10 protein-coding genes and 3 pseudogenes are annotated in these 11,610 nt (G+C 64.2%); 6 read left to right on the top strand and 7 right to left on the bottom strand.

Annotated elements, in window-relative coordinates; all coding sequences use genetic code 11:
- Nucleotides 1–72 precede the first annotated feature (72 nt).
- Nucleotides 73–159 (top strand): annotated as a pseudogene (locus tag NM2_RS49655) (transposase); the annotation flags it as partial.
- A gap of 159 nt (nt 160–318) precedes the next feature.
- Here NM2_RS49655 and NM2_RS36365 read toward each other — a convergent pair.
- The 3 genes from NM2_RS36365 to NM2_RS36355 form a co-directional block, all read right to left on the bottom strand.
- Entirely contained in the window at nt 319–1,599 is a 1,281-nt protein-coding gene (locus tag NM2_RS36365; protein ID WP_067678878.1) for a GNAT family N-acetyltransferase, read from the bottom strand.
- 145 nt (nt 1,600–1,744) lie between these two features.
- Nucleotides 1,745–2,164: a hypothetical protein gene (locus NM2_RS36360; RefSeq protein ID WP_245718374.1), complete on the bottom strand. Its 420-nt coding sequence runs from the start codon at nt 2,162–2,164 to the stop codon at nt 1,745–1,747.
- A gap of 219 nt (nt 2,165–2,383) precedes the next feature.
- A complete protein-coding gene (locus NM2_RS36355; protein ID WP_067678842.1) occupies nt 2,384–3,601 on the bottom strand; it encodes a fatty acid desaturase family protein in 1,218 nt (405 codons plus the stop codon).
- 345 nt (nt 3,602–3,946) lie between these two features.
- On the opposite strand from NM2_RS36355, the gene NM2_RS36350 reads away from it, so the two are divergent.
- Entirely contained in the window at nt 3,947–4,708 is a 762-nt protein-coding gene (locus NM2_RS36350) for a TetR/AcrR family transcriptional regulator (RefSeq protein ID WP_067678875.1), read from the top strand.
- A 707-nt stretch (nt 4,709–5,415) separates the two neighbouring features.
- Nucleotides 5,416–5,775, top strand: coding sequence for a DUF5994 family protein (locus NM2_RS36340; protein ID WP_157121560.1), 360 nt, complete (start codon nt 5,416–5,418; stop codon nt 5,773–5,775).
- 175 nt (nt 5,776–5,950) lie between these two features.
- Here the strand turns inward: NM2_RS36340 and NM2_RS36335 are convergent, their stop codons facing one another.
- Entirely contained in the window at nt 5,951–6,163 is a 213-nt protein-coding gene (locus NM2_RS36335; RefSeq protein WP_067678832.1) for a hypothetical protein, read from the bottom strand.
- 164 nt (nt 6,164–6,327) lie between these two features.
- Here NM2_RS36335 and NM2_RS36330 point away from each other — a divergent pair, with 164 nt between their 5' ends.
- Entirely contained in the window at nt 6,328–8,124 is a 1,797-nt protein-coding gene (locus NM2_RS36330) for a serine/threonine-protein kinase PknD (protein WP_067678829.1), read from the top strand.
- Nucleotides 8,125–9,184: 1,060 nt separating this feature from the next.
- Here NM2_RS36330 and NM2_RS36325 read toward each other — a convergent pair.
- Nucleotides 9,185–9,934: pseudogene (locus tag NM2_RS36325) on the bottom strand (IS256 family transposase); the annotation flags it as partial.
- Between the two features lie 497 nt (nt 9,935–10,431).
- On the opposite strand from NM2_RS36325, the gene NM2_RS49650 reads away from it, so the two are divergent.
- Entirely contained in the window at nt 10,432–10,608 is a 177-nt protein-coding gene (locus NM2_RS49650) for a hypothetical protein (protein ID WP_157121558.1), read from the top strand.
- On the opposite strand, the pseudogene NM2_RS48165 reads toward NM2_RS49650, so the two are convergent.
- Nucleotides 10,588–10,821: pseudogene (locus tag NM2_RS48165) on the bottom strand (hypothetical protein); the annotation flags it as partial. The gene NM2_RS49650 and the pseudogene NM2_RS48165 overlap by 21 nt on opposite strands.
- Here NM2_RS48165 and NM2_RS52090 point away from each other — a divergent pair.
- The gene (locus NM2_RS52090) at nt 10,720–10,950 is read left to right on the top strand and encodes a hypothetical protein (protein WP_067678823.1); all 231 of its coding nucleotides are present in this window, start codon (nt 10,720–10,722) and stop codon (nt 10,948–10,950) included. The pseudogene NM2_RS48165 and the gene NM2_RS52090 overlap by 102 nt on opposite strands.
- Here NM2_RS52090 and NM2_RS36315 read toward each other — a convergent pair.
- Nucleotides 10,928–11,359: an SRPBCC family protein gene (locus NM2_RS36315; RefSeq protein ID WP_067678817.1), complete on the bottom strand. Its 432-nt coding sequence runs from the start codon at nt 11,357–11,359 to the stop codon at nt 10,928–10,930. The genes NM2_RS52090 and NM2_RS36315 overlap by 23 nt on opposite strands.
- Between the last annotated feature and the right edge of the window lie 251 nt (nt 11,360–11,610).

Below are 11,610 nucleotides of genomic sequence, written 5' to 3'. Positions count from 1 at the left end.
CGCAACCGGTCGGTGATGTCTTGGAACACCATCACCCAGAACCGGCTTCCGTCGTCGGCCACCGACACCGCTTCCGACGCACACGCCTTGCTGGTGGCCGCGATCGGTGCGACATTGCCCGGCGTGTCGTGGCAGCGCTGCCGGACGCACTACCCCACAGGCTGAGCTGTTGGCGCCGACAGTCGCACTGCCGGGGAGTTTCTTGATGTCGATCGTTTCGGGCCGATCCGGTAAAGTTCGTTGACCTGCGAAAAGCTGTCGCAGGTTGGTGCCGAGGCAGTCCTGAGTACACGGTGTCGAATGGTCGCCACGCCTGTTTCACAGTCGGGTATAGTCCCGCTGGTCCTGCTCGAACGCGGTCAGAATTTCCGGTGTCAGGGTCGGGCGGGTATTGGCGACCGCGGTCAGGAAGTCCTCGGTGGTCGCGGGGGCGTCGGTGCTGTCGCGCATTGCGCGTTCGAACGCGGACTGCGCACCTGCACGGGCTGCGTATTCGATATCGGCCGGAGTGAATTGCGCTGTGGCACAGACTAAACGGTCGAGGTCGATGGTTTCGGCCGCGAGTCCTAGATATCGTCGCCAGATCGCTTTCCGTGCCGGCGTGTCCGGTGGGCCGATCGGGATCACGTAGTCGAATCGACCAGGGCGCAGGAATGCCGAGTCCAACGAGCGGACCGAGTTCGTGGCGCAGATCAGCAGGCGACTGTAGTTCTCGCGGAACGTCGGTATCAGTTTGAGCAGCTCGTTGGTGACTCCGTGCGCGGGGCTTGTCGCCGTGCCCGAACGCGCGCCTGCGATTTCTTCCACCTCATCTATGAACAGCAGTAGTTCGTCGAGTTCGGCCAGGTCGGCGAATACCTCGCGCAACGAGGCCGCGAGTCCACCCGTGGCCACGGCGGCCAACCGGGAGGGAAACAACTCGACAAACGGCCATCCGAGTCGGGACGCGACCGCTTTCGCGAAGCTGGTTTTGCCGGTCCCCGGTGGCCCGAACAGGATGACGCTCTTGGGCGGCAATACCCGATAGCGCTCGGCCACATCCGGATTCGCCAAGGGCAACACGACCCGGCGGTCGATGATCTCCTTCTCCCGGTCCATCCCGGCCATCGACTGCCACAGTCCCGATGCAAGCAGCCGCCCGCCCAGTTCGGTCAGCAGGCCCGACTGCGCGGGGGCCAACGGTTCCAGCAGCTCGTAGTAGACCAGGCCCGCCCGGCGCAGGTATCCGGAGTTCTCGAACGCCACTGATCCGGTGGCGCCCTCGGGGACGAGCGTGCAGATCCGTCGCACGCCGTTCGACCGCAGCCGCCGCTCCAGTTCGGCAAGCAGTGCGCTGCCGATACCGCGCCGCCGCCACCGCGCCGCCAGCGCTACCAGCAGGACCCAGGCCCGCTCGCCATGGATCCGGGCGACCGCCATCCCGACGATTTCGCCGCCGACCTCGGCAACCACCGCAGGCTCTCCAGCTCGCGCGGCCGCCATCACCTCCGCCAGCGCGAACACCGGCGCGTCAGCGGTAGGCACATGGCTCTGCTCCCAGATCTGGATTCCCTGATCCAGATCATCGTCACGAAACTCGCGTAGTCGCCAAACCGGCATAGATTTCCCCATCCGCGCCCGTGAGGTGTTCAGGGTCGCCGACTGAACGGCCGAGCCGCATGGTCGTCGAAATCTGTGGTCCGCTCCGCGCGCCGAGGTCGACCGGAGTCGGCAGCCGGGACGTCGGCATGCCCAGACCTCCGCGTCAGCGAGCGGCCGGGGTCCGTCCGAACAGCTTGCCCAGCCTGTGTGGGCGGTGTGCGGGCTGGTTGTCGGTTCCCTGTCCGGCGCTGGTGGCGGGTGTATCGGGTGCGACGTCGGTGGTGCCGGTGTGGGTGTAGTAGGTGGGGGCATCCCGGCGGGTGGCTTCGAGTTCACGGCGGGCGGCGCGTCCGCGGCGGGATGTGCGGCGGGCGCCGGCCAGTAACAGGCTCAGCCCGGCGATTCCGATGCCGCCGACGACGATGCCGTAGAGGAACAGCACGCCGGTGGATCCGGTCACATGATAGCCGAATACCGCGAAGTTGTCGGTCAATGCGTGTTCGCTGCCGCCGTTGGCGAATACGCCGGCGACGCCGATGAGAACGGCGACGATGAGGATGACGAGCCCGACGATGACGATCATGACGATCCCTCGGATCTGTTGATCCTCTCAGTACACTCTGAGCAGACCCCTATGTCAACACTGTAGGTCTACGGGTACGAAGGTGTATGAGGGTCGGTAGTCCAAGCCCGGGTAGTTCATGATTTCGGCTGGTCTGGGCCGCGAATCGGCCGGATTACTCGAATCGAACGACGATACAACCTTGAAATAGTCGTATGCGATATGTCGCCGATATATTGATCATAGCCGTTGCGCTGCGGCCGCGCGGAGCGCGGAGCGCAACCCGTGCTGTTGGGCTGACCGGTCCGTTTCATCGGGATGGATGGTGTTGTGGCCGTTGAACTTTCGTTCCGAGGCGGTTTCGGGGGCGTCGTGGCAGGTGGCGGTCAGGAAGCGGTCGGGCAGAGCCAGTTTGTGGATGGTGCGCAGGGTCAGCAGGTATTGGTGCAGTAGCGGGCCGCTGGTGTAGGGCAGGTCGTACTTGTCGCACAGTGCCCGCACTCGTTCGGCGATTTCGGCGTAGCGGTTGCTGGGCAGGTCGGGGAACAGATGGTGTTCGATCTGATAACACAGGTTTCCGCTGAGAAAGCGCAGCACCGGTCCGGCGTCGAAGTTCGCGGTGGCAAGCATCTGTCGCAGATACCATTCGGGCTTGGTTTCGCGTTCGATCACTGTGGCGGTGAATTTCTCCGCGCCGTCGGGGAAGTGACCGCAGAAGATCACCAGGTAGGCCCAGAGGTTGCGCAGCAGGTTGGCTGAGACGTTCGCTGCCAGAGTGCGGCGCCAGCGCGGGCCGCTCAGCGCCGGAAACAGGACATAATCTTTGCCGGCCTGCCGGATCATTTTCCTGATCATTGCCTTGGTCAGCGTGATCTTCTCTGCTCTGGTCGTGGTGCGGGCGCATTCGGAGTCGAGACCCTGCAGGGCGATTCCCCACTCGAAGGTGGCCGCCAGCACCAGGTTCTGCAGCGGCTGCAGAAGCATGTACGGTCGCCAGCGTTGGTCACGGGTCACTCGCATCACGCCGAAGCCGACGTCGTCGTCCATACCGAGGACGTTCGTGTACACGTGGTGGCGATAGTTGTGCGAATAGCGCCACTGCGCCGACAGGCCCGCCATGTCCCACTCCCAGGTACTGGAATGGATTTCAGGATCATTCATCCAATCCCATTGACCGTGGGACACATTGTGGCCGATCTCCATGTTCTCGACACTCTTGGCCACCGCCAAGCCGGTAATCCCCAGAATCCATCCGATTCTGGTATGGCTCATTGCGATCGTCAGCCGGGCCGCAGCGTCGAGAGTTCGTTGGAATGTGATGGTGCGGCGGATGTAGGTGGCGTCTCGGGTTCCGCGTTGGTCCTGGATATCCTGGCGGATCTCGTCGAGCTCGCGCCCGAGCGCCTCGATGTCGGCCCCGCTCAGGTGCGCGTAAGCAGCGACTTCCGTGATTGCCATCGTCGATTTCCTCGACTTTCTGTGGGGCTGTGCCGGTGAGCGGAGACCCGGTGAGCGTGTTCGGGCGACGATGGCTTGTATCGAGGGAAGGGCGAGCGCTTGAACACGCCCCTCTGCATCTGCTCGACTCGATCGAAGGAGCCGCGGCCCTTGTGCCCGCGTCACTCGGCCGACCGCGGATATCGCCACCGCCCGAGAATGTCTCCAGGCCCTTTTTGGCTGCCTGGACCGGGTGCGTGATCGTGTTGACTACTCCAGCCTAGGCTGCGCCACGCTTTGCGTCTACGGCGTAGAGTTACGCTGTTGACGTAGTATCGAACCCTAGAGGAAGGGGTGCTGAATGCGATGAACGACACGAGGGCCGGACCCGGCGACCCGGACCAACCTACGGATCACGCCGACGGCGAACATGCCCGCAACAGCCCGCTTACCCGCGCCGTGATACTGGCCGCCGCGCTCGAGATCATCGACCGCGGCAGTGTCGACCAGCTGTCGATGCGGCGCCTCGGCGAGGCGCTCGGCCGCGACCCGATGGCGCTCTATCGGCACGCCGCCAATAAGGATGCACTCCTCGACGGCGTCACCGAGATCGTCCTCGGTCAACTGACTGTGAACAGCAGCGACCCCGATTGGCGCCATCAGTTGCGCGTCATCGCGCGTGAGTTCCGCCGGCTGGCCGTCGCCCACCCGAACGTGGTTCCGCTGCTGGTCACTCACACGCTCGCCACCCCGCTCGGACTGCGGCCGCTGCCCACCTTGCGACCACTGGAACACATCCTGGAACTGCTCACCCGGGCAGACTTCAGCGACACCGAGGCCCTGCACATCTACCGCGCCCTGTTCGGATTCCTCTACGGCCACGTTCTCACCGAACTGCAGGAGATCGTCGCACGGCCCGAGGAGACCACCGACCCGCTACGACTCGGGCTACAACGCCTACCACTCGGGGAATTCCCGCTGCTGCGCGGCCTCGCCCCCGTCCTGGCCGCCTACGACGGGGGAACCGAGTTCGAACGCGGCCTCGAGATCCTGCTCACCGGCCTCACCGGCCTCACCGCCACCCTCACCCCGACCGCCCCGCAGCCGAGACGGGAGCACCGACCATGACACCGCCACAGCGACATCGAAGCGGATGCCGCAGAGCAACGTTGGGATTCCGAAGGCGCGCCGACACCCGCTGAGATCACGATCGGCGAAAATCGCCGAGCGTGCCGGTCGAATTCGCCTCCGGTCCGAATCGACCGACGACTGCGCCAACGCCACCTCGGCCACACCGTTGAGTACCGCCGCCTTGTTCGGCACATGCCGATAGATCACCATCGGATCCCGCCCCACCGCCTCGGCCAGACTTCGTCAGACAACGCGTCGACCCCCGTCACGATCGACGATTTCGAGCGCCGCGGCCGGCGCCACGTCCCGCCTCACCGGACTGTGCCTGCGATCGTCGCCCGCGCGATCGGAACCACCGGTATCAGACCGACATAACCAGCGGTTGATCGGCGATTCGGCCATCGCGGGAGCCCGTTTCTCGGGAGCGGTTTGTCGGCATATGTGTAGACCTACAGTGTTGACATACAGGCCCATGAGGCGTCTACTCGAGTTAGCAAAGATCCGAGGGGGGTCGCCGCGATTGATGTGGTCGGATCGGCTGGCCTGATTGCGGGAACCTGGCCGGACACCACAATCGACCTGGCACCCGGTCGACATTGCCGCACGATTCGATTTCGCCGCCGAAGAGGAGCACCCACATGGCGCTACTACAGATTCATCGCCGTTCCGCCCGACATCGTGTTCCGCCCGACTACACACCTCGGTTGCGTTTGAAGCCGAAAGCCGACATCAAGGGATACCTCGACGGCGCATGGTGGCCCCGATCCGGCAAACTCACCGCCGAACTACCGGACCTGTTGGCGGTGTTGACGGTTCGATTGGGCCCCATCCAGCGCGTTATCTACGACCGGACAAGCTGGTCACGTGTCCCCCGGCGGCTGACGGTCGGCAACCACGCGATACAACTCGAGGCCTACCCATTCGAACTCGGCAACACCATGTACGTCTACGGCAACAGCAGCATGATCGTGCTGCACGTCATCGCCTCGACCACGAGCCACGACAGCGCACATACCGCCTTGATGGCCGCCGTCGCCCGCGAACCGAAGACCACCCTCGATTAGTGCTGCGTTCGGCTGCTCGGCTCACGCGAGTCCTGGACGCCGCAGATCACAGGGCTCACCAGGAAGCATCGAGTACTCGTCCCCTGACCAGTTCGGGCAGGGAGGGCAGTCGGACAAACCCTTTGCCCGCACGGCGCCGCGGGCAATGAGGGGGAGATCGGCGGGCTGCCACTCGCTATCCGCTGCATCCAGCCGGCACGGTGTCGAAATAGCCGGGCGCGAAGGCTCCGAGCGGCGCGCCCGGACCCGGTGTGGTGCCGAGACGGTCGAATCCGTCACTGGTCGAGCGGCCGTTGTGTGCGCCACCGCGGTAACCGCCGCGCAGGTCCGTGACGTGGTCGTCCGGCTGGCAGACACTGGCTACACCGGTGCCACACGGTTGAATCACGAGCAAAGAGGTACGCTTGACTCGCGACAGGTTTGTTGGTGGATAGCACCGACTCTCGGCTGTCTGGCCTGGCTAAATCAACTAGGGTGGGGTACCAGCTAGGGCGGGGATGGCAATGCAAGCATGTACACCGTTCGCCAGTCGGGTGGTCACGGGACGACGCAATGGATGACACGTCAGTTGGTGGCGGGGACACGACCTCAGCGGAGGCGTTCGGGCGCTATCGGCTGTTGTCGCTGCTGGGTCAGGGTGGGATGGGCCAGGTGTGGCGGGCGCATGATTCGCTGACCAACCGGGTGGTGGCGCTGAAGGTGCTGCCTGAGCGCTTCGCCGAGGACGAGCAGCTGCGCGAGCGGTTCCGCCGGGAGTGCCGGGCGGTGGCGCAGTTGACCGAGCCGCATGTGATCCCCATCCACGACTTCGGCGACATCGACGGCCGGCTCTATCTGAATATGCGCTTGATCGAGGGCACCGACCTGCGTGCGGTGATCACGCGAGAAGGGCCCTTGTCGCCGCGGCGGGCAGTGACGATCATCGCCCAGGTGGCCGGCGCGCTGCAGGCGGCCCACGACGCCGGGCTGGTCCATCGCGATGTCAAACCCTCCAACATCCTGCTAGGGGCCGATGAGTTCGCCTCCCTGATCGACTTCGGGATCGCCCACGCCACCGACGACCGTACGTTGACTACGGTCGGCGAGACCATCGGCACCCTCGCTTACATGGCGCCGGAGGAGATCAGCGCGGAGGTCAAGGCCGATGCCCGAGTGGACGTCTACGCGTTGACGTGCGTGCTGTACGAGTGCCTGACCGGCCGAGCACCGTTTACGAGTGCAGCGGGGGTGCAGGGTGTGATCGCTCATCACCTGCACACCCCGCCACCGCGTCCCAGCACCACTACACCCGGTGTACCGACTGCGTTCGACGCGGTCATCGCCAAGGGGATGGCCAAAAACCCCGACGCTCGTTACCAGACCGTGCGCGAGCTGGCCGCGGCGGCCGACGCCGCGGTGGGCGATTCCGCGGGCAACACCACCGGGGGCACGACTGAGCGCCGTGGGCGGCGAATCAGATTGTCGCCCAAGACTGCCGGGATGCTCGCCGCCGCGGTCGCGGTTACGGTGGTGGCCGTCGTAGCTGTCGTCATCGGTGCGCAACGGGAATCGGGCGGCGGTGGCAGCTCGCCCCGACCTATCACCTCGGGCTACTCGGCACAGACTCCGCTGCCGTTCACAGGCGTCAGCTTGCCCACCGATGTGGCTGTCGACGCGGCGGGCAACGTATACGTCACCGACATGGGTAACGATCGGGTGGTGAAGTTGGCGGCGGGCGCGTCGACCCCGACCCTGCTGCCGTTCACCGGGCTGAATAATCCCCAGGGTGTGGCGGTCGACGCGGCGGGCAACATTTACGTCACCGACACGAGTAACAATCGGGTGGTGAAATTGGGGGTGGGTGCATCGACGGCGACCCCGCTGCCGTTCACCGGTCTCAGGGATCCCCAGGGTGTGGCGGTCGACCCGGCGGGAGACGTGTACGTCGGCGACCGGGGTAATGATCGGGTGGTGAGGTTGGCGGCGGGTGCGTCGGCGCCGACGACGCTGCCGTTCACGGGACTCCAAGATCCCCAGGGGGTGGCGGTCGATGGTGCGGGCAACGTATACGTCACCGAATTGAGTACCGATCGGGTCGTGAGGTTGGCGGCGGGCGCGTCGGGGTCGACCACGTTGCCGGTCACCGGCCTCAAGGATCCCCAGGGTATGGCGGTCGACAAAGCGGGAGACTTGTACGTCGTCGACTGGGGTAATCAATGGGTGGTGAGGGTGGCGGCGGGTGCATCGACGCCGACCCCGCTGCCGTTCACCGGCCTGAAGAATCCCCAGGGTGTGGCCGTCGACACGGCGGGCAACATCTACATCACCGACCAGGGCCCCGATCCGGTGGTGAAACTCCCGGTCGGCTGAGTTCCCCTTCCGCACAATTCGGTGGTGATGTTCCCCCGGTTCGATGGAACCTTGACCCGGCCCGACCCCGCGATCGTGACCGAGTTCGACCACCTGTCGTGTTGTGGTTTGTGCCCACCGATCCCAAGGTCGTGGCGCAGGCAGACATCGATGGGGTGGTCACCGTTGATATCGACGTTGCAAGCTGCAGTGAGGTGACGGCAGGCGGTGTCTACGTCCAGGTGGTCGGGGGACGAGGCTGCCCGCGAATCATCATCCCGGTCGCCGCTGGCGCCGGCAGCCGAAGAGTTGCTGCTGTGAATTCTTGTAGAAAATCCCTCGGCGTGTCGCTCTCAGCGACACGCCGAGGGTATGTCCACGACCCAGCACATGCATGTGACGTTATCGGTCCTACGACCTCTTCAGCGCGACCTCGACGCCGGACTTGCCGTCCGCGCCTGCGAGGCAGTGTCGCCGCGCTGCCACCTTCGCCCGGTGGATCGGCATGTAGACGGCTACGGTCGGGGCTTCAGGCCGGGACATCCCCGTTGTCCATCTGCCATCCGCGACGTCCACCACTCGGCATCGATATGAACGAGCCCCTCGGTCGTGACCACATTTTGACCACAATCGCGCCTGATAGCGGCTGATCCGGAGTGAACTCTAGTGATGTGTTTTCGCAGGTAGAACTCCGTTTCGGCCCCCTGGCCAGGGGCCGAAACCGGTTCGATTCCCGGCAGCTCCACTTGATGGAAACCCGCAGGTCAACAACCTGCGGGTTTCCTTTTTTTATGACCGATCGAGTCGAACGATGCTTGTACCTGCGGATCTGTACGTCCGGGCTCGTTTCCTGGCAGCTCCACTGAGGCCTTCGCCTGCACTGCAGGTGAGGGGCCCTTTTTATGCCTGGACTCGCTCCGTGCCCACATTTTGCCCACATCCTGCGGCCTGGCGTATCGCGGTCCCCATCCGGTCGGCCATGTCTGCAAGATCATTGTCGAAGAGGTGTCCGTACTGATCCAGGGTCGGTCAAGTCCAGACGGGTGGTGTATCGGGGTGATTGCCGCGTGATCCTGTTGGGTCAGGCGGTCAGTGCGGGGGTGGGGTCCTCCTGTTCGTTGATGGGGTCGGTGAGGCCGTGGGAGCGTGCCAGCACGTCAAGGCCGAGGTAGCGGCGGCCCTCGATCCATTCGTCGTGTTGTTCGGCCAGGACCGCGCCGACGAGGCGTATGATGGCTTGCCGGTCGGGGAAGATCCCGACAACGTCTGTGCGCCTGCGGATTTCCTTGTTCAACCGTTCCTGGGGGTTGTTGGACCAGATCTGGCGCCAGAGCTGTTTGGGGAACGCGGTGAAGGAACACAGGTCCGCGCGGGCCGCGTCGAGGTGGGCGGCGACCTTTGGCAGCTTCTCGGTCAGTGCGTCGAGCATCCGATCATATTGGGCGGCAACCGATTCGGTGTCGGCTTGGTCGAACACCGAGTCCAGCTGGGTCCGGACCCACGGCCACGACGATTTCGGGGTGATCGACATCAGATTCACCGTGTAATGGGTTCGGCAGCGCTGCCGGGCCGCGCCGGGCAGCGTCGCCCCGATCGCGGCGACGAGCCCGGCGTGGGCGTCGGAGGTGACCAGGCTGACCCCGGACAAGCCGCGCGCGACCAGGTCACGGAAGAACGCCAGCCAGCCCGCACCGTCCTCACCGGAGGTGACCTGGATACCGAGGATCTCGCGGTAGCCATCAGCGTTGACGCCGGTCGCGACCAGGGCGTGGACGTTGACCACGCGGCCGTTCTCGCTGACCTTCAACACCAGCGCGTCTGCGGCGACGAATCGAATTCGGTATGAGTAAGGGTCATGTCGGGCAGCGAGGACGAATAGGTTTCGGCGAGTGCCGTGAATAGACCAGAAATGGTCGAATGTGACGCACTTCATAATTCCGATCGGCAGTGAAAGTTACAATCCGATACCGATGGTATTGCGCCACCTTAACATCCGTCCATCGACGGGAAATGGCGTCGATATTCCCGGTGCGTTCGCTGGCCGCCGTCTTCGCGCTGACTCGCGGAGCGCGCCGAGGGCGGTGGTGACCAGCGACGTGGGGATGCCGACCGGGGTAGCGCATGTCGACGCGGTGGCGGCCCTCGGTTCGACAGTGTGGATGGAAACACAGGTGAAACAGTCATCGGCGAGTCTTTCAAGGACACCGTAAGATATGGCCGCGGGTCGGCCTTGTGGCGGTGAAGTGGTCATTGCGCACGGTAGGAGCTGAACATGAGTGCGGATCCGGAAATGCTCGGCCCCGACGTCGATCGAACGGTGTCGCGGCGATGACCGACAAGGCGGCCGCACTGTTTCGCATGAACAACGCGCACGCGGACTCGCAGACCTCTCCCCGCCGTGTGCACGACCTCATCCGCACGGCCATCAGGGACGGTCTGCTCAGCACCGCCGATCGCCTGAACGAGGATGTTCTCGTCCGCTCTTCACAGACCGGGGTGGTGTAGTCGCGGCCTGAAGCCGCCAGTCTCGAGCAGGGACATAGCGATGTGGTTGGTGAGGTTGCAGAAGCCGAGGGTGGAGCCGCGTATGTGTTCGGGTCGTAGGTCGGCGCTGGTTTGCAGGGTCCGCCGTGCCTGGTAGAGCAGGGCGTCCTTGCGGCCACGGTGGCCATGGATGATCTGCTGGATCCGGCGTCGGCACTGGTCGACCGCATCACCAACCTCGCCGTCATCGACGTCGTCGGCGACGGGTCACTAACGCTTCGTGAACTGGCCCTGACGTCATCGTCGCCGACGTCCCGGTATCTGCGATTCGGACCGACGATCAACTCTCCGAGCGTGTCTTGATGCCCGTCAAAGTACCCTTGATGCCCTTGTTGATGATTGCCTTCAGCATGAAATCCGGCACGGACCACTTGACTGCCATGTCCAGTTGGTAGTTGAGTTCGACGCCGGCCGCACCCGTCGTGATGCCGTAGGTCTGATCTTGTCTGACAATCGTGTCGCCCTCGGTCAGGTGCGTCTTGATGGTGGTCTCGTCGGGGTAGCTGTAAACGAGCGTATAGCTGGCCTTCTGGCCCATCGCGGAGATGTCGAACTTGACTGTCGCGGGTCGTCCCAGGGCATCCTTGTCGACGATTTCCACCTTCAGCATCTCTTTCTGCCAGGTGGGGTATGCCTCGACATCGAGGATCGTTGACTTGACTTTTTCGGCGGTAGCCTTGATGGTGGTCGACTCGGCGATGCTGTTGCTCACGTCTCTAGCCTCCGTGGTTGTGGCTGGTCAGCGGTGACCCGCCCTGTTTTAGATAGGCCGTCAGTTGCCTTGCTTGTCAGGGGCAAGCCCGAAGGATACTATCAAATTCTGGTTCAGTTTAGGTACTAGAAGTTCGTTGGAAGCCGGACTTCGCGAGATGGTGGTTGCGGCGCAGGGCATGTTCCCGCCGTCCGTGTACTTGTGCCGAGTAGAGAACTCGCCGATCCGTGCAGCGTGCGCGCCAACCGTGC

It is taken from the genome of Nocardia miyunensis NBRC 108239 (assembly GCF_001613065.1).
GTDB classification, from domain to species: domain Bacteria; phylum Actinomycetota; class Actinomycetes; order Mycobacteriales; family Mycobacteriaceae; genus Nocardia; species Nocardia miyunensis.
The sequence above is the reverse complement of the archived record's forward strand: the minus strand, read 5'-3'. Positions and strand labels throughout refer to the sequence as shown.

Excerpts from the sequence above, each read along its gene's own strand:
- NM2_RS36365 (WP_067678878.1), bottom strand. The coding sequence starts at position 1,599 with ATGCCGGTTTGGCGACTACGCGAGTTTCGTGACGATGATCTGGATCAG.
- NM2_RS36360 (WP_245718374.1), bottom strand. The coding sequence starts at position 2,164 with ATGATCGTCATCGTCGGGCTCGTCATCCTCATCGTCGCCGTTCTCATC.
- NM2_RS36355 (WP_067678842.1), bottom strand. The coding sequence starts at position 3,601 with ATGGCAATCACGGAAGTCGCTGCTTACGCGCACCTGAGCGGGGCCGAC.
- NM2_RS36350 (WP_067678875.1), top strand. The coding sequence starts at position 3,947 with ATGAACGACACGAGGGCCGGACCCGGCGACCCGGACCAACCTACGGAT.
- NM2_RS36330 (WP_067678829.1), top strand. The coding sequence starts at position 6,328 with ATGGATGACACGTCAGTTGGTGGCGGGGACACGACCTCAGCGGAGGCG.
- NM2_RS49650 (WP_157121558.1), top strand. The coding sequence starts at position 10,432 with ATGACCGACAAGGCGGCCGCACTGTTTCGCATGAACAACGCGCACGCG.